A 17184-nucleotide genomic window follows, 5' to 3' on the forward strand; every position below is an offset into this window, starting at 1 on the left:
TCGGGTTAACTTTGCACGACCTGTTCGGGGCTGGCAGGGCTTTCGTTCCAGAGCCGGTCGAGTGTGGTGACGCAGTAGGCGTACGGCCGGCCGGGCTCCGCGGTCTTGTCGACCCAGGTGCGGGTGCCACCCGCCACGGTGGCGAGGAGCTGCGCGGGGTCCTGGCCGGACATGTCCACGCGGTAGATGGCGTGGCGCGTGTTGGCGGGTTTGCTGTCGGCTCGCCAGGTCAGCGTGACCGTGGCATCGGCCCGCTTGGCGCCGGCGATGGCCGGCGGTTGCGGGCGGACGCCCGGCAGGTGCGGCATCGCGGGCACGAGCGCGGGCGTGCCATAGTGCGCGTCACGGTAGCGGCTGACCGCACCGAGCGGGTCGTCGCGCACCTGCCTGGCGCTGAAATGGATGCTGCCACTGACCTGGTGGTCTCGGTTGAGCGCGAGCTGGCGTTCGAGCTCGGCGGGGTCGCCCCACACGCCCTTCTGCCCGATCCGGTAGTCGGCCTGTCCAATGTAGAGCTGCACATTGGTACCAGAAACAAGTTTTGACCACCATGGAAGCAGCACCGAATAATCGGCCACCTCGAATCCGATATGCCAATAGAGTTGCGGCACAATGTAGTCGAGCCAGCCGTTGGTCACCCACAGCCGGGTGTCGGCATAGATCGCGTCGTAGCTTTGCAGTCCGCTGGTGGCCGAGCCGCGCGCGTCGGTCGACTTGTTGCGCCAGATCCCGAACGGGCTGATGCCAAACTTGACCCAGGGTTTGATTTGCTTTATTCGGGTGTACGTTTCCTGCACGAACACGTTGACGTTCGCCCTGCGCCAGTCGTCCCTCGACGCGCCCGCGCCGTAGCGGGCAAACGCGTCGTCGTCCGGGAAATCCTGCTCGCCGGATGGGTACGGGTAAAAGAAATCATCGAAGTGTATGCCGTCGATGTCGTACTTCTCCGCCACCTCGAGGATGGAATCCTCCACAAAGCGGCGGGCCTCGGGGATGCCGGGGTTGTAGTAGATCCGGGCCGAGCTGGATTCGGCGGGGCCGGGGTAGGTGACCGCCCACTCGGGATGCCGGCGCAGCGGATGATCGGGCGCCAGGCCGTCCAGCTTGCCGGTCTGGCCCGCCTTGTACGGGTTGAACCAGGCGTGGAACTCCATGCTGCGGGCGTGGGTTTCGGCCACCATGAACGCCATCGGGTCCCAGCCCGGCGACCTGCCGTCGGCGCGGCCGGTCAGCCAATAAGACCACGGCGCGAACCGCGAGGGCCAGAAGGCGTCGCCGCTGGGACGCACGTGGACAAAGATGGCATTGTGGTTCATCCGCTGCGCGAGATCGAGCCAGCTTCGGAACTCGGCCTTGACCGTCTTCTCATCCAGCCCCGGCTTGCTCGGCCAGTCCCGGTTGCTGATCGTCGTCAACCACATGCCGCGCAATTGCCGCGCCCCGGTCGCCGTGCGTCCGGCGCAGGTGAACGGCGGTGCTGCGGCCAGCAGGCGGGGCGTCTCGGCGGTGTTGACCGGCGTCGAGGGCTTGGCGACGACGCGCAAGGCTAAGAATGAGCCCGCGAGCAGGGCCCCCGCGAGGACAGCGACCATTCCCAGCATCGCGGCGGGACGTTCTTGCCACGATGGTTGTTTGCTGCGGTGCGAGATCACCGGGCCTGGCATCAGGCAACAGGCTCTCACACCCCGGATCCCGCCGCAAACCACGACGGCACGCGCAGCCCCGCGGCTGTTCGACCATTCCAGCGCCACATCGGCGGTCTGGCACGATGTTGGGCATGCGCGCCATTGAGGAACTCATCAACCCAACCGGTTCCGCCTGGCCCAAGCTGGACTCGGAATTGGCTGCCTGTCCCAGCGCCGAAGTGCTGCCTGTCGATCCTGCCGCGGGTCGACGCTGCCTCCACGCGATCCAGGTGACGACGCGGTCGAGAATCGGGGCCATGGCGTTGCACGCGGGCGGCGTGGTGCTGGACCACGGCTGGCTGCGAGTCTATGGCGGGGGTTGCCCGGAGCGCGGGTTGGTCAGCCTGCGGCTGGATCAGGGCATGATGATTTACCCATTCTTGTGTACCGAGCAGGCCCAGGCCGATCTGGCCGCCGCCTCGCGCGAGGCCGCGCCGATCGAGCAGGTGCTCGCCTGTCAGGCTGGCGCGATCGATCGACGGATTTGTTTTGATAATTAAGACCATTCCTCGGGTTGTATCGGAAAAACTTTCGGAACTTCTCCCGCCCCTCCATAATGGACGCGTGTTGGGTGTGATTGCGGCCGCGTTGGGTGGGCCCGAGGTTCTGCGTGTCACCGAGCTGCCGGATCCTCAGGCGCAGCCGGGGCAGGTGGTCGTCCGGGTGCGTGCGGTGTGCGTGCATCCCGCTGACCTCGCCGCCACCACCGGGGAGATCCCGACCGGGCCGGTGCTGCCGCCGTTCCTGCCCGGATGGGACATAGCCGGTGAGGTGGTCTCGGTCGCTCCCGATACGGCGGACTTCCGGGTCGGTGATCGGGTGGTCGGGATGATTCCGTGGTTCGTGACCCGCGGAGCGCCGGGTGGCTATGCCGAGCTCGTGGCCGCCGACGCGGAATGGCTGGTGCCGTTGCCCGACGAGATGGACTTCGTGTCTGCCTCCACGTTGCCGCTCAACGTCCAGACCGCGCATCAGGCACTGAAGCTGCTGTCACTGGGTTGGCTGCCCGCCGACGCGAGCATTCTCGTGACCGGTGCGAGCGGCGGTGTCGGTGGCTTCGCAACCCAGCTTGCCGTGCAGCGTGGCTACCGTGTCCTGGCGCAGGCCGCCCACGGCGATGAGGAGTGGGTGCGCGGTCTCGGCGCCGACGAGGTGATCTCCCGTGCCGCCGACCTGGCCGGGGTCGGGCCGGTGGCCGGGGTGCTCGACGCGGTTCCGCTGGGCGACGCGGCCGCCGCAGCCGTCGACGACGGCGGAGTCGTGGTCACCACCCGGCCCACGCCGCCGATCGACCAGGCGCGAGGCGTGCGGCAGGACCTGCAGATCATCCGCCTCGACCGGGCGCTGCTCGCCGAGCTGGTGGGGCAGGTGGCGGCGGGCAAGCTGCGCACGCGCGTCGCGGACACCATGCCATTGACCGAGGCGGCCGAGGCGCACCGCCGGGTCGAGGCGCACGGTTTGCGCGGAAAGATCGTGCTGATTCCGGGTTAGTCCGGTCGCCTTTGCAAAGCGGCCTTAACCGGTCGGAAGTAGGTTTACCTCCGAGTTGGCAACGGCGATTCCGCGCTCATCCTCCACATGGGACTGTTGACCTTACCCGTCCGCGCAGACGGCGGGCGGTTGACCATGAAGTTAACGTGGCGACACGCCGTCGAACATGGACGTAAGTTCATGATCAACCGGTGGGGGAGATGTGGGTCACGTAGGTTCGACAAGTTAGGGTTGCCTAACTAGGCTGGCGCGTCGTGAAGAGGAGCGCAGTACTCGTCCTCGGTGCGCTCCTGCTCGGGGTGGCTGTGGCGGCCAGCCTGGCGATCGGCGCACGGTCGGTCCCTCTGAGCGAGGTGCTTGCCGCGCTGCTGGGCGAACTGACCGGGGATAACGCGGTCATCGTGCGCGACATGCGGCTGCCCCGCACCCTGGTTGGGATCGAGGTCGGCGTGGCGCTGGCGATGGCCGGCGCGATGATGCAGACGCTGACCCGCAACCCCATCGCCGAGCCCCGCATTCTGGGCATTTCGGCCGGAGCCTCCACGGGAGTCGTGGTCGCGATCGCGCTGTTCGGCGTGGGCACGCTCGGTGGCTGGATCTGGTTCGGCCTGCTGGGCGCGGGCCTGGCGGGCACGCTCGTGTTCGCGGTCGCCGCCCGTGCCCGCGAGGGCGCGAGCCCGGTGAACCTTGCGCTTGCCGGGGCCGCGATCGACGCGGGGCTCGGCGCGCTCATCTACGGGTTGCTGAGCATCGACGCGGCAACGTTCGACCAGTTCAGGTTCTGGGTGGTCGGCGCGCTGTCGGGGCGCACGTCGCAGATGGCGCTTCAAGTCCTACCGTTCGTGCTCGCCGGGGTCGTGCTGGCGGCCGTGTCCGCGCGCGGGTTGGACGCGCTGAGCCTCGGCGACGACGTGGCCCGCGGGCTTGGCCATCGTGTCGGGCGGGTACGCATCACGGCCGGCGCGGCTTCGATACTGCTGACCGGTGCGGCCGTCGCCGTGGCCGGGCCGATCGCCTTCGTCGGACTGGCCGTGCCGCATGCCGCCCGCGCGTTGGTCGGAACCGGGCACCGCTGGGTGCTGCCGGTGTCGGCCCTGCTCGGCGCGGTGCTCGTGCTGAGCGCGGATGTGTTGGGGCGCGTGCTGTTTCCGCCCGGCGAAGTGCCGGCCGGAGTCATCACCGCGCTCGTGGGTGCGCCCGTTCTGCTTTGGACGGTGCGGCGCCGATGAGATACGCGGTACTCGTGCTCGTCCTGTGCGCCGCTGTTGTGGCGAGCGTGAGCCTGGGCGACATCGCCGTCCCGCCCATGGACGTGCTCCAGTCGCTCCTGTTCGGCGGCGGCGAATACGACCTTGTCGTGCGTGAGCTGCGCTGGCCCCGCACCCTGCTCGCGGCTGTGGGCGGTGCCGCCCTCGCGATCGGCGGCGCGCTGATCCAGTCCGTGACACGAAACCCGCTCGCCAGCCCCGACATCATCGGCATCACGCAGGGCGCGGGGCTCGCTGCGACGATCGCGCTCACGACCGGGATCGTGAGCGTCGCACCCGCCGCCACGGCGGGCGGGCTGCTCGCCGCCGCCGCCGTTTTCGCGTTCGGCGGTGCGCAGACGTCACGCAGATTCGTGCTCGCCGGCGTCGCCATCGCGTTCGCGCTCCGCGCCGGGATCGAGATCGTACTGACGAGCGCCGAAACCCTTGATGCGCAACGGGCCCAGATCTGGCTGATCGGCTCGCTCAACGGGCGCGGGTTTGAGGAGGCGGCACCGATCGGTGTCGTGCTCGCGCTCACGATGGCACCCCTGGCCTGGGCCGCGTGGGCGTTGCGCACCACCTCACTTGACGACGACGTCGCCCGCGGGATCGGGGTCCGGCCCGTCGCCCGGCGCTACGGGCTGGCCGCCCTCGGCGTGGTCATCGCGGCCACCGCCACGGCACAGATCGGCGCCGTCGATTTCGTCGCGCTCGTCGCGCCGCAGCTCGCCCAGCGACTGTCCAAACGCGAGCGCCCGCCGATCGTGGCTTCCGCGCTCATCGGCGCCACTCTCGTCGTGTTCGCCGATCTGCTGGGGCGGCGGCTGCTCGCCCCGACCCAGCTGCCGGCCGGTGTGCTCACAGCCGCGCTCGGCGCGCCCTATCTCGTGTACTTGCTGCTGAAGAGGAGGCGCGCGTGAAACTCACCGCCGCCGAGCTGAAGGCCGGCTATGAGGCCCGCACCGTCCTGGATGGACTGTCGCTGGAGGTGCCGCCCGGTCGGCTGACCGTCATCGTCGGGCCGAACGCCTGCGGCAAAAGCACTCTGCTGCGCACGCTGGCTCGCCTGCTGAAGCCGCGCGGTGGGGCGGTGCTCCTGGATGGACAGTCCATTCACGAGCTTCCACCGCGCCAGGTGGCCCAGCGTTTGGGCGTGCTGCCGCAGGCGCCGCTCGTGCCGGAAGGGCTGTCCGTTTCGGACCTCGTGTCCCGCGGGCGGCAGCCCTACCAACGGTGGTGGCAGCAGTGGTCGAAGGAGGACGAGGCGGCGGTCGCGGAAGCCATGCGCGACGCGGATGTCGCCGACCTCGCCGAGCGGCCCGTGGAATCGTTGTCGGGCGGGCAACGGCAGCGTGTCTGGATCGCGATGGCGCTCGCCCAGCAGACCGAGGCCCTGTTGTTGGACGAGCCGACGACCTATTTGGACCTGGCGCATCAGGTCGAGGTGCTCGGGCTGATGCGGCGTCTGCAGCGGGGCGGGCGGACGGTCGTGGCCGTGCTGCACGACCTGAACCAGGCGGCGCGCTACGCCGATCACATCGTGGCGATGCGCGACGGCTCGATCGCGGCCGAGGGCGCGCCGCCCGACGTGTTCACCGAATCCCTTGTGCGCGAGGTGTTCGGGCTCGACTGCGTCATCGCGCGTTGTCCCGTTTCCGGCGCGCCGCAAGTGGTACCCAAATGAAAGGAATGGTTTTGAAAAAGGTTTTGATCGGTCTGGCTCTGCTCGCCCTCGCGGCGTGCGGCAGCCCGGCGAAGAACGAGCCCGCCGGGAGCACCGTGGAGTTCAAGCACGCCATGGGAACCACGGCGATCCCGGCCGCGCCCAAGCGTGTCGTCGTGCTGGACACCGACAAGGTGGACACCGCGCTGTCCCTGGGCATCAAGCCGGTCGGGGCGGCCCGCGCGGGTGAGCTGACCGGCTGGCCGACCTACTTCGGCGCCGACGCGACCAAGGACATCAAGGAGGTGGGCACCGTCCAGGAGCCCAACCTTGAGGCCATCGCCGCGCTCAAGCCCGACCTGATCCTCGGCTCAAAGATCCGGCAGGAGAAGTTCTACGCCGAGCTCAACAAGATCGCGCCCACCGTGTACACAGAGAACATCGGCAAGCCGTGGAAGGAGAACTTCCTGCTCGACGGCGCGGCACTGGGCAAGGGCGAGCAGGCGAAGTCGCTTTTGGACGCCTACCAGAAGCGTGCCTCCGGCCTGAAGGTGAACAAGTCGCTCAAGGTCTCGCTGGTGCGCTTCATGCCCGACCACATCCGCGTCTACGGCCCGGAGTCGTTCTCCGGCATCGTGCTCGGCGACGCGGGCGTGCAGCGCACGCAGTTTCAGAAGCTGGAGAGCCAGCAGGACAAGCGGTTCGCGAAGGTGAGCCCGGAGCGGATCTCCGATGTGGACGGTGACTTCATCTTCGTCGCGGCGTATGGCGAGAAGGCCGCCGCCGAGCAGACCCGCATCACGGCCGGTCCACTGTGGACGTCGCTGTCGGCGGTCAAGGCGGGCAAGGTGCAGATCGTGCCCGACGAGACCTGGATGACGGGCATCGGCGTGACGGCCGCCAACAAGATTCTCGACGACCTGGAGAAGTACCTGGCATAGCCTGCCGAGGTTGGCGGCACGGGAACGCCAACCTCGGATGCTTCGCGCATCGCGGGAGGCCGGCTCACTCGGGCGTGGTGTAGGTGACCCGGACGTCGAGGTAGGTGGCCAACCCGCGGTCCGAGCCGTGGATAGCGAGCAGGTTGCACGGTTCCAGAACTTCCGGCGGCACAACGACGTTGATGTCGTTGGTTCGGCAGGAGCCGCTGCTGACGGTTTGCAGAAGCTGGCCGTTGAGGTAGACAAGGGCGTCGTTGTCGACGGTGCCCTCGATACGAACCTCCTGCGCGTTGGTCGGGAGGTGCACCCAGCGCCGCACCAGCAGATCGGTGTTCGGCTGCCACTGGGTCTTGACCGATTCATTGTGGGAGCAGCCGGTGCTTGTGCCGAAGGGGGCCTGGCCGACCGGCCAATCACTGTCGTCAAAACCGGATGTCTCGAACGGTGGTGTGTCTTCGTCCTGCGCCACCTGAAGGTATGCCCAGCCGCTGCTGTTGTAGTCGACCGCGATGACGGTCGCCTCCGTTGGCACCGCCTTCGCGGTGGCTGCGGCCGCCGGCCAGGACAGAACCATCACGGCCAGTAAAGCCGACACCGCCACGCGGGCAAGCCTGTAGATCATCACGGACCTCCTCTAAGGACAATCGGGCGGGACACCCGGAGCACGTTATGTGCCTCGATGGTGACTCTAAGTGACGAAGAGGAGCTCGGTGGACGATTTCGCAAGGACGGCCGGGCCCTTCGCACGCGAAAGGCCCGGCCGCGGGAATTTCAGTTGGTGCTGCAGAGCATTCCGTTGAGGGTGAACAGGATCGGCTGCACGTTTGGTCCGGCGTAGACGCCGACGAAGCCGACGTTGGCCGTGGCGCCCGGCTCGATCCGGCTGTTCCAGTCGGCCGGGGTGACCGTGATGCGGCCCGCGTCCTGGGTCCATGTGCCGTTCCAGCCGTTGTCCAGCCGCTGCCAGCCGGTCGGCCATGCGTAGGTGAGCGTCCAACCGTTGATCGGGCTGGTGCTCGTGTTGGTGATGTCGATGCTCGCCACGTAACCGTTGCCCCAGTCGGTGGCATACGTCCAGCGGACATTGCACGTGCTGGTCGCAGGCGCGCTTGTCGTGAACGTGAGCGCGGACGAGGCCCACGAGACCTTCCCGGCTGTGTCGCGGGTCAGCACGTTGACCGTGTAGCGCGTGCCCGGACGCAGGTTGTGCACCGTGAACGACGTGCCGGTGGTCTCGCCCCACTGCTCGCTCACCGCGCCGAGCTGCCGGTAGACCTCGTGCTTGGCGACCGGGTGGGCACCCGCGCCGCCCGCAGGCCACGAGATCGTGGCGCTCGTGTCGGACACCGCGCTCACCGTCGGCTGTCCGGGCGCGCTGGGCGGCCCGCTCACTGTGATTTGTGGACGAAGTTCTATCACCATCATCGAGTACGGCGGAAGCGTCTGACTGGTCGCCGTGCCCGCACGCGCGGTCGTGATGCCGGTCGCGCCGTTGGTGTAGGAGTGCACGAGCGGCGCCCCCGCCGCGGGTGTGTACCCGGCGTAGGAAAGGTTCACCGGATAGGCGTTGTCGGGGTCCATATTGGACAGCAGCACCGTGAGATCCCCGTTGGGCCTGCGGGCAGCGTGCGCGCTGACGAGCGGCTGGTCCGTTGCCGCGCGGATGAACTGGTCGCCCGGCCGGGCCAGCCTGCTCACCATGGTCAGCCCGTAGTACGGCGCGAACGGCGTGTTGAGCGCGGGCTCGCACGTTACCCCGTCGGGCAGGCAGTTGCCGCTGGAGAGCAGGCCGTAGTCCTTGTAGTCGGTCTGGCCGCCGATCGTCGAGACTTCCTCGATGCCGTTGTGCACGTTCCACCACTGCACCGTGAACAGGCCCTGCTCCAGCAGGCCCGTGTAGGTCTCGGCCAGGAACAGCGCGCCGGGTTGGGTGTTGCGCCCGACGCCGACGTTGAGCTCGGTCATGCTGATGCCGATGCGCGCGGCGTTGGCGGCCCCGGCGTGCCGCGCGATCTGTTGGCGCAGCAGATACATCGCGTCCGCGATGTGCGCCGATTTGGACAGTGACTCGGCCGGCGTGTCTCCGCCCGGGTACCAGTGCACATCCACAAAGTCTATTTTGGACCCGGCGACCGACAGCACCACCTGGTTCCACGAGCCCGCGTCGCCGCCCGCGACGATCGCGTCCGGCCAGTTGCCGGGCATGGTCAGCACGGCGCCCACCTTGATGCTCGGATCGACCGCCTTCATCGCATCGGCATATTCGACGACGAGCGAGGCGTACTGATTCGGGCTCTTGTCGGCGTGGTTGTCCTCCTCCCACTTCGAGCCGTAATGCCCGTTGCCGTAGTTCTCGTTGCCGACGGTCCAGTACTTGACCCCATAACGCTTGGTCACGTTGGCGTAGTGCACCCACCCGGCCGCCTCCGCCGGTGTGCCGGTGCCATAGTTGGCCACGATCATCGGTTGCGCGCCGGTGCGGCGCACGCCCGCCATGAACGTGTCGAAATCAGTGTTGGGCGCGACATATCCACCGGGCGCTGTGTGGGTCTCCCAGTGATAGATGTCGCTGTATGATCCTCCGGGGTAGCGGCGCATCTTGACCCCCGCCTGGCCGAGCAGGTCGGCGACCTCGGCTGTGCCGAGGGTCGTGTCCCAGATCGCGTCGTTGATCCCGAGCCCGGTCTCGGGCATGGTCGCGAGCCCCGCTCGCGTGTTGACGGTGACCGTGACCGGCGCGGCGACCGCCTGCGCGGCGGGCTGGCCGATCGCCACGAGCGTCCCGCTCACCAGAAGCAGGGCCCCGGTTAAGTGCTTCAGTCTCATGAACTTTTCCTCCGGAACAGGCGCATGGAAAAGGAAGGGTTGACCGATCGTGGGCGTCCCGGGCGCCTGACCGTGTCCGGAAAGGAGGCAGTCAGCAGTATCGAGGAGAGTCCATCGCTTTGGCAAGCCTCGCCAGTGGGCTGAGCCGCTTCGCAGTGGGCTGGGCTCCTTCGCAGTAGGCTGACCCGCTTCGCGGTGGGCTGAGCCGCTTCAGGCTGACCCGCTTCGCAGTGGGCTGAGCCGCTTCGCAGTAGGCTGAACCCGGAGGGGTATGGGCCGGCTTGTCGCAACTGCAGCGTGCGTGGTGCTGGTGGCCGCGGTGGTCACGGGTTCCACCGCTCCGCCTCGGACCATCCGCATCCTGCAGATGAACCTGTGCAACAGCGGCATCGCGGGCTGCTACACCGGCCGCGCGGTCCAGCAGGCCACCGCGCTCATCGCGGCCGAATCACCCGACGTGGTCGCGCTCAACGAGGTCTGCCGCGACGACGTGGCCGCGCTCGGCGAGGCGGTGGGGAAGGCGGGCTGGACCGTGGTGTCCGCGTTTCACCCGGCTCCCGACCGGCGTACCGGGCAGGCGACCCTGTGCCGCAACGGCCAGCCGTTCGGCATCGGCCTCGTGATGCGCCTGCCACGCCCGACCCAGACCACGACCCACCCGGGCGCCTATCCGATGCAGGATCCGGGCGATCCGGAGGAGCGTGTCTGGTTGTGCCTCGCGGCGGCCGGCCGGTTCACGGCGTGCACGACGCACCTTGCCATCAACCCGGCGATAGCGTTGGCCCAGTGCCGCCACCTGCTCAGCGCGGTGATCTCGGCACGGCCCGCGCTCGCCGCCGGCGACTTCAATCTGCGTGACATGCGCGAATGCGTGCCGCCCGGCTATCACAGCCGAAACGACGAAGGCCTGCAGCACGTGGTGGCGACCACCGGTGTGACGCTGCGCTCCGGCAGGCCGATCGACATGGCCGGGGCCACCGACCACCCGGCACTGCTCGTGGCCGGTGCCTTGACCCGGGACACCGGCCACGATTGAGGGAGTTATGCCACTGAGCAGGCCACGCCGTTGAGCGTGAACGAGGTGGGTCTGCCCGTGTTGCCGTTGTGGGTGGCTTGGAATCCGATGTCGCGCACGGACCCGCCGTTGGCCGGGATGGTGCCGTTGTACGACACATTGCGCGCGGTCAATGCGCCACTCGTCGGTGAATAGGTCGCGTTCCACTGCCCGGTGATGGTCTGTCCACTCGGGAGGGTGAACGCCAGCGTCCAGCCGTTGATCGGCGTCGCGCTGTTGTTGGTGATCTGGATTGACGCGGTGAACCCTGAGTTCCAGGTGTTCATCGTGTACGCGACGCGGCACGGCCCGCCCGTGGGGTTGGGGCTCGGGCTGGAGCTCGGACTCGGGCTCGGGCTCGCCGAAGGCGACACGCTGGGCGACACGCTCGGCGAGGGCCCGGTCGTGTTCAGCCCGAAGAAGCGGATCACCTCGGCCGCGTTGACCGGCAGGTTGTGCGACACGCCCTGCATGCTGATCGCCTCGACCGGGGCCTGCCCGCCGCTGCCGCCGTAGCGGGTGCGGGTCTGACCCGACGCGGGCGTGTCGGTGAACGTCGGCGTCTGGCTCAGGCCGTGCGCGTTGGTCCACTGCTTGATCTGCTCGCCGAAGTTGGGATATCGCAGTGTTTCGTCGTTGGTGCCGTGCCAGATCTGCATGCGTGGGCGTTGGCCCGTGTAGCCGGGGAACGCGTTGCGCACGGCGTCGCCCCACTGCTGAGCGGTCCGGATGATCTGGCCCTGGGCGCACTGGCTGTTCCACTCCGAGCCGCCGGTCGTCGCGAAGCACGTGTAGGGCACGCCCGCGAACGAGGCGCCCGCCCGGAACACGTCCGGATAGAGCGCGAGCATCACGTTGGTCATCATCGCGCCCGACGACGTGCCGGTGGCGAAAATCCGGTTGGGGTCAACGTTGTGGCGCGATTGCACGTAGCTGACCATCGACCTGATCCCGACCGGGTCGCTCCCGCCACCGCGGGTCAGCGCCTGTTGCGAGTAGACGTCGAAGCACTGCGAACTGCGGGTCGCCGTCGGGTAGATGACGATAAATCCGTACTGGTCGGCAAGCGTCCGGTACTGCGTGTTCTGGAAGAACACGGGTCCGGTGCCGGTGCAGTAGTGGATGGCGACCAACAGCCCGGGCCGGGCCTGGACGTTGTCGGGCACATAGAGGTGCATACGCAGGTTGCTCGGGTTGGTGCCGAAGTTCGTCACCTCGGTGAGCGTGGCCGCCTGGGCTGGCGGGGCGACGAACATCAGGGCTCCCGTTGCTAACGCCGCCGCGGCGGCGAATAGCATTTTGGTGCGCGGTTTCATGAAGCCTCCGAGAGTTTGGGCGCATAACTGTGGACCGATCGAAGGCTGCCCGGCGCTCGATCACCCAGTGTCCCGGCTCCCAGAAGACAATCAGCAGTATCAATCGCCCCGGCGGCGGCAACAAGCGGCCGGTCGTGCTGCCGCGCCGGGCGGTCACCGTTGCGCGCCGGGCGGGACGCTCATGCGATGAGCGGCCAATCGAAACTTGCCGGGCCGATTACCGCTACACGGCGCCTTTGGGCGATGGTGGGAGATCACGAGCCCACCTTGCGGGCGCCGGTGGCCCCGTCCACGATCCAACGCATGTCCATCTTGCAGGCCGACACATGAGGCATCGTCCGCAGCTGCTCCAGATGGTTGCCCGCGTAGAACTCCTGATCGAAGGTCAGCTGCACCTGCGGCGGCGTCAGTTCGACGGACACCTGCGTCGGTGACAGCGGGATCCTGACGTTGCGCGCGATGAACAGCGCGGCGAGGTCGCCGGTGGTTCCTCCGATGAGCTCGCACGGACCCCGCTGGGCGTTGCCGCTGTCCGCCGGGTGCAGATAATCGAAGTGCCTACCCTCGTAGGTGGCCGCGTATTTGTTGGCGGTCACCGCGTTCCACTGTCCACCCGAGTCGAGATCCTCCTGCGGTTCGCGCTTGGCCCACATGAACAAGCTCGGCATCCGCAGGGCCTGAAGGGTTCCGATCGGGTTGGGTAGCTCCGAGAAGCCACCGCCGAGGCTGATGAAGGCGCCAAACTCCGGGTGGGCACCGGCGATCGTGGCGGCGGTGAGCGCGCCGTATGAGTGTCCCGCAACGGCGGTCAGCTCCGGCTGTTTGGCCACCCAGGCGGAGTTGGACCACTGGTTGCGGACGAAATTGAGGTCCGCCTCGGCTGCCGAGATGTCGGGATTGGACGGGAGGCGGGCGTCGTGGCTTGGCACCACGACGACGAAGCCGCTGCGGGCCAGGCTGATGGCAAAGCGAAACCATTTCTTGTGGTACCCGGGATTCTGCACACCGACGGGCGGATCCCCATGGAGGAAGTGGACGACGGGCCAGCGGGTGAGGCACTGCTTGAGGATCGGCGGTGCGTTGGTGAAGCCCTCGAAGGTCGGGTAGAAGATCTGCATGTCCCGTGGGGCACCTGCGGCCACGGTCAGATCCTGCATGCCCCAGAACACCGGACGGCCGACATCCGGAGTCCAACTGATACCACCGCCTTCCTCGAAGCTGCTCGGGCACGTGCCAAGCACGGCCTCGATGTTTTCCTTGGTACAGGCCAGCATGACGGCCAGCGTGGATAGCGCGGCCACGGCTGCCAGAAGTCGATTCCGTTTCATGGCTTGACATTCACACACCAAGCCACGCGGCACACCGCGTTCGTTGAGTTCCGGACACGGCCAATCGGGCCGTGCCTGCTCACGCCGTTGCCGTGTGTGGCGTTTCAGCGCCGCTTCAGTCCGACGTCAGCCCGCGCTGCTCGTAGATCGCCGCAATGGCACGGGCGGTGGCATTGCGCGAGTCATAGACGTAGACCAGGTGTCCCGTGAGCGCCGCGGCGAACACGATCGCACCCGGAAGCAGGTTGCCGATGAGCAGGCTGAACCCGAACCCGACGATGGCGCTGTTGAGGATGCCGATGGTCCCGGCGAACCCGCCGAAGGGCGACAGCCGCGCCGGGAAAGCACCGCGATCGGCGCCGACCGGCAACAGCAGATAGGGCTTGAGGTCCGGTGCGCGCCGCGCCAGGTACACCCGAATGGCATTGCCGGAGGCTTTCAGACGGGCGCTGTAGGACGTGAACGCCACCTGCCGCGCGAAGATGGAGATCCCGAACAGCAGCGCGATGGCGGCCAGGGCGAGCACGGTCTGGTCGTCGGGACGCTCCGGCAGCAGCCCGGCCGACACGGCGATGACCGCGGTCACCAGAGCCAGGTAGAAGTTGAACCGGTTGGACGACTTTTGGTCGATCTGGTTGCGCAGCTCGTTGATGTGGGCGTATTCGGCGAGCGCGATCTCGAGTTCCGGGTCGCTGTCGGGGGTGGACACACGCGCAGGGTAGCAAGCGGCCGCTAAGCGGGCGGGGCCGTGCTGCCGCGCGGGGTGAGCCGGGATCTGATGCCCTCATAGGACTCGGGCCGCTCCTGGGCGATCGCGGCGAGCAGGGTGCGTGCCGCAAGTGCGCCGTAGGCCGGGATGTCGCGCCCGATCGCGGTGAGCGCCGGGTGGACCAGTTGGCACAGCGGCGAGTCGTCCCATGCCACGATGGACAGTCGGGCGGGCACGGTCACGCCCATCTCCTGTGCCACACCGAGCCCGGCGATCGCCATCACGTCGTTGTCGTAAATGATGGCCGTCGGCCGCTCGCGCGCGCTGAGCAGGCGCCGGGTCACGCGGCCGCCCTCCTCGCCGGAGTAGTCCGTGCACACCGTGGTTGCCTCGGGCAGGCCGAGCCGCTCACACGCGGCCACGAAGGCCCGGCTGCGGATCTCGGTGTGCAGCAGGTCGGGCAGCCCGCCGACCCGGGCGATGCGCCGATGCCCAAGGGCCGCAAGGTATTCGACGGTCTCGGTGACCGCGGCCGCGTCGTCGGACGACACGCTGGTGAGCCCGCCGTCGACCGGGCCACCGATGACCACGGCGGGCAGTTGCAGCTCGTCGAGCACGGCCATGCGCTCGTCGGTCACCCGCAGGTCGCACACCAGCACGCCGTCGACGCGCCGCTCGCCCCACCACCGCCGGTAGATCGCGACCTCTTCGTCCACAGTGGACACCACCTGCAGCGTGAGCGCATAGGACCGGGCCGACAGCTCGGCCTCCACCCCGCTGATGAGCTCCATGAAGAACGGCTCGATGCCGAGGATGCGGGCGGGCCGGCGCAGCGCGAGCCCGACGGCCATGGCCGTGGCGCCGGACAGCGCGCGGGCCGCGCTGCTCGGGCGGAAGCCGAGGCTGTCGGCGATCGCGAGGATGCGCTGCCGGGTCGCCTCGCTCACCCCGCGCTGGCCGTTGAGCGCGTAGGACACGGCGCCCTTGGACACGCCCGCCGCCCGCGCGACGTCCGCGATCGTCGGCCGTTTCATGGGCCCAACTGTAACGGCAGCTGGACGGGTTAAGTAAAGATTTGGGAGCGATCCCATCGATCTTCGTCGGCCTATTGACGTCGAGCTTCCTCCATGTTTCTCTGTTGTGAACTTACCCGGTTCAGTGATCATCGAAGGCTGTGGAAGCAGTTGAAAGGTGGAGCGATGCGAGGCCGAGTAGCCCTTGTGACAGCTCTCCTGCTGGCGGTCAGCCAGACCGCGTCGGCCTGCCCGGGCGACGGCGGGCAGCAGGCGGCACCCGCGGGTGCGGGCGGATATCCGCGCAACGAGACGCTATACACCAGCGGGACCCAGTGGGGCCCGCCGAGCAGTTGGAACCCGGTCATCCCCGGCGGCGTGACGGGAACCGTCGGTCTCATCTACGAGACGTTGTTCCTGTATGACCCGAACAAGCTGGCGATGACGCCGTGGCTCGCCGAGAAGGGCGAGTGGACCGGCGACAAGGTGTACACGCTGACCATTCGCGAGGGCGTGACGTGGGGCGACGGCAAGCCGTTCACCGCCGAGGACGTCAAGTACACATTGGAGCTCGGCAAGATCAAGGCTGTGCCGTACTCGAACCTGTGGACGTGGCTGGCCAGTGCCGAGGTGACCGACCCCAAGACCGTGAAGTTCACCTTCTCCGACGTGCGCTACCAGGAGTGGGACAACTTCCTCTACGAAAACGCCATCGTGCCCAAGCACATCTGGTCGACGCGGTCCGAGGCCGACATCACGACCACGAAGAACGAGAAGCCCGTCGGCACCGGGCCGTATGAGTACCTGACGCACGACCAGGACCGCTCCGTCTACAAGAAGAAGGCGAGCTGGTGGGCGACTAAAGCCCTTAAGCTGGAGGTCAAGCCGACCTACATCGTGGACATCGTGAACTCCAGCAACGAGGTCGCGATGGGCCTTCTGCTGCAGGGCAAGATGGACCTGAGCAACAACTTCCTGCCCGGCGTCGCCAACCTGGTGAAGGGCAGCTTCAACATCAAGACGTATTACCCCGAACCGCCGTACATGCTGTCGGCCAACGTGGCGATGCTCATCCCCAACACCACCAAGGCGCCGATGAACGACGCGGCGTTCCGCCGGGCACTCGCCCACTCGATCGACACGAAGAAGATCGTGGAGGGTGTGTACGGCAAGCTCGTGAAGCAGGCCGACCCGACCGGGCTGCTGCCGGTCTGGGAGAAATACATCGACAAGGCCGCGGTCAGCGCGCTCGGCTTCACCTTCGACACGGCGAAGGCGAAGTCCATGCTCACCGCCGCCGGATACACGGATAAAAATGGAGACGGCTTCGTCGAGGCGCCCAACGGCTCGGCCATCAAGCTGTCGCTCATCGTCCCGGCCGGATGGACCGATTGGATGGAGGCCATCCGGGTGATCAGCTCGGGCGCGCAGGCGGCCGGCATCAACATTGTGCCGGAGTTCCCCGACTCGGGCGCGCTCGACGACGCGCGCACCGCGGGCAACTTCGACCTGCTGATCAACAACTGGACCGAGATGAGCAACACGCCGTGGACCTTCTACAACTACCTGTTCCAGCTGCCGGTACAGGAAAAGCAGTTCAATGCCAACTTCGAGCGTTACACCAACGACTCGGCGTGGGCCTTGGTGCAGAAGCTGTCGCGCACGCCGACCGACAAGCCGGAGTTCCAAACGACGCTGGCTGAGCTGCAAAAGATCCACCTGACCGAACTGCCCGCGATCCCGTTGTGGTTCAACGGGTTGTGGTCGCAGGTCAACGACAGCGTGTGGACCAACTGGCCGTCGTCGGCGCCGGACGCGCCCAAGCACCTGCCGACGACGTGGAACAACTTCTGGGAGCGCGGCGCCATCTACATGTTGTGCGACCTGAAGCCAGTGTCCAAGTAAGTC

Annotated in this window: 15 protein-coding genes; 8 read left to right on the plus strand and 7 right to left on the minus strand. The window is 67.5% G+C overall.

What is annotated here, in order from left to right; all coding sequences use genetic code 11:
* Positions 1-5: 5 nt before the first annotated feature.
* Entirely contained in the window at positions 6-1592 is a 1587-nt protein-coding gene (locus DM816_RS00770; RefSeq protein WP_246001391.1) for a glycoside hydrolase family 10-like protein, read from the minus strand.
* A 185-nt stretch (positions 1593-1777) separates the two neighbouring features.
* Here DM816_RS00770 and DM816_RS00775 point away from each other — a divergent pair, with 185 nt between their 5' ends.
* From DM816_RS00775 to DM816_RS00800, 6 genes are all read left to right on the plus strand, one after another.
* Positions 1778-2185: a DUF2625 family protein gene (locus tag DM816_RS00775; RefSeq protein WP_117208102.1), complete on the plus strand. Its 408-nt coding sequence runs from the start codon at positions 1778-1780 to the stop codon at positions 2183-2185.
* 64 nt (positions 2186-2249) lie between these two features.
* A complete protein-coding gene (locus DM816_RS00780; RefSeq protein ID WP_117208067.1) occupies positions 2250-3176 on the plus strand; it encodes an NADP-dependent oxidoreductase in 927 nt (308 codons plus the stop codon).
* A 254-nt stretch (positions 3177-3430) separates the two neighbouring features.
* Positions 3431-4405, plus strand: coding sequence for a FecCD family ABC transporter permease (locus DM816_RS00785; protein ID WP_117208068.1), 975 nt, complete (start codon positions 3431-3433; stop codon positions 4403-4405).
* On the plus strand, positions 4402-5346 hold the full coding sequence (locus DM816_RS00790) for a FecCD family ABC transporter permease (RefSeq protein WP_117208069.1): 945 nt from the start codon (positions 4402-4404) through the stop codon (positions 5344-5346). The genes DM816_RS00785 and DM816_RS00790 overlap by 4 nt, the downstream gene beginning before the upstream one ends.
* A gap of 17 nt (positions 5347-5363) precedes the next feature.
* Complete coding sequence (locus DM816_RS00795) at positions 5364-6110, plus strand: ABC transporter ATP-binding protein (protein WP_211588501.1); 747 nt, start codon at positions 5364-5366, stop codon at positions 6108-6110.
* Positions 6111-6121: 11 nt separating this feature from the next.
* Positions 6122-7030, plus strand: coding sequence for an ABC transporter substrate-binding protein (locus tag DM816_RS00800; protein WP_425455199.1), 909 nt, complete (start codon positions 6122-6124; stop codon positions 7028-7030).
* Positions 7031-7094: 64 nt separating this feature from the next.
* Here DM816_RS00800 and DM816_RS00805 read toward each other — a convergent pair whose 3' ends face one another.
* Positions 7095-7652 carry a hypothetical protein gene (locus DM816_RS00805; protein WP_117208072.1) on the minus strand — a complete coding sequence of 186 codons (558 nt, stop codon included), beginning with the start codon at positions 7650-7652 and terminating at the stop codon, positions 7095-7097.
* A gap of 149 nt (positions 7653-7801) precedes the next feature.
* Positions 7802-9856: a cellulose binding domain-containing protein gene (locus tag DM816_RS00810; protein ID WP_117208073.1), complete on the minus strand. Its 2055-nt coding sequence runs from the start codon at positions 9854-9856 to the stop codon at positions 7802-7804.
* A gap of 301 nt (positions 9857-10157) precedes the next feature.
* Between DM816_RS00810 and DM816_RS00815 the strand changes: the two genes are divergently transcribed.
* Positions 10158-10892, plus strand: coding sequence for an endonuclease/exonuclease/phosphatase family protein (locus DM816_RS00815; RefSeq protein ID WP_246001393.1), 735 nt, complete (start codon positions 10158-10160; stop codon positions 10890-10892).
* A 5-nt stretch (positions 10893-10897) separates the two neighbouring features.
* Here the strand turns inward: DM816_RS00815 and DM816_RS00820 are convergent, their stop codons facing one another.
* From DM816_RS00820 to DM816_RS00835, 4 genes are all read right to left on the minus strand, one after another.
* On the minus strand, positions 10898-12226 hold the full coding sequence (locus DM816_RS00820) for an extracellular catalytic domain type 1 short-chain-length polyhydroxyalkanoate depolymerase (RefSeq protein ID WP_117208075.1): 1329 nt from the start codon (positions 12224-12226) through the stop codon (positions 10898-10900).
* A gap of 254 nt (positions 12227-12480) precedes the next feature.
* Positions 12481-13554, minus strand: coding sequence for an alpha/beta hydrolase (locus DM816_RS00825; RefSeq protein WP_162906967.1), 1074 nt, complete (start codon positions 13552-13554; stop codon positions 12481-12483).
* A 115-nt stretch (positions 13555-13669) separates the two neighbouring features.
* Positions 13670-14263 (minus strand): hypothetical protein, encoded by a 594-nt coding sequence (locus DM816_RS00830; RefSeq protein WP_117208077.1) that lies wholly within the window; start codon positions 14261-14263, stop codon positions 13670-13672.
* Between the two features lie 23 nt (positions 14264-14286).
* Positions 14287-15297, minus strand: coding sequence for a LacI family DNA-binding transcriptional regulator (locus DM816_RS00835; RefSeq protein WP_117208078.1), 1011 nt, complete (start codon positions 15295-15297; stop codon positions 14287-14289).
* Between the two features lie 165 nt (positions 15298-15462).
* On the opposite strand from DM816_RS00835, the gene DM816_RS00840 reads away from it, so the two are divergent.
* Positions 15463-17181, plus strand: coding sequence for an ABC transporter substrate-binding protein (locus DM816_RS00840; RefSeq protein WP_117208079.1), 1719 nt, complete (start codon positions 15463-15465; stop codon positions 17179-17181).
* The last annotated feature ends 3 nt before the right edge of the window (positions 17182-17184 follow it).

Origin of the sequence: Allorhizocola rhizosphaerae (assembly GCF_003426775.1) — a bacterium.
In the GTDB taxonomy this organism is placed as follows: Bacteria; Actinomycetota; Actinomycetes; order Mycobacteriales; family Micromonosporaceae; genus Allorhizocola; species Allorhizocola rhizosphaerae.

What these genes read in the sequence shown, in the direction of transcription:
- DM816_RS00770 (WP_246001391.1), bottom strand. Translation starts at nt 1,592, where the DNA reads ATGGTCGCTGTCCTCGCGGGGGCCCTGCTCGCGGGCTCATTCTTAGCC.
- DM816_RS00775 (WP_117208102.1), top strand. Translation starts at nt 1,778, where the DNA reads ATGCGCGCCATTGAGGAACTCATCAACCCAACCGGTTCCGCCTGGCCC.
- DM816_RS00790 (WP_117208069.1), top strand. Translation starts at nt 4,402, where the DNA reads ATGAGATACGCGGTACTCGTGCTCGTCCTGTGCGCCGCTGTTGTGGCG.
- DM816_RS00805 (WP_117208072.1), bottom strand. Translation starts at nt 7,652, where the DNA reads ATGATCTACAGGCTTGCCCGCGTGGCGGTGTCGGCTTTACTGGCCGTG.
- DM816_RS00810 (WP_117208073.1), bottom strand. Translation starts at nt 9,856, where the DNA reads ATGAGACTGAAGCACTTAACCGGGGCCCTGCTTCTGGTGAGCGGGACG.
- DM816_RS00820 (WP_117208075.1), bottom strand. Translation starts at nt 12,226, where the DNA reads ATGAAACCGCGCACCAAAATGCTATTCGCCGCCGCGGCGGCGTTAGCA.
- DM816_RS00825 (WP_162906967.1), bottom strand. Translation starts at nt 13,554, where the DNA reads ATGAAACGGAATCGACTTCTGGCAGCCGTGGCCGCGCTATCCACGCTG.
- DM816_RS00835 (WP_117208078.1), bottom strand. Translation starts at nt 15,297, where the DNA reads ATGAAACGGCCGACGATCGCGGACGTCGCGCGGGCGGCGGGCGTGTCC.
- DM816_RS00840 (WP_117208079.1), top strand. Translation starts at nt 15,463, where the DNA reads ATGCGAGGCCGAGTAGCCCTTGTGACAGCTCTCCTGCTGGCGGTCAGC.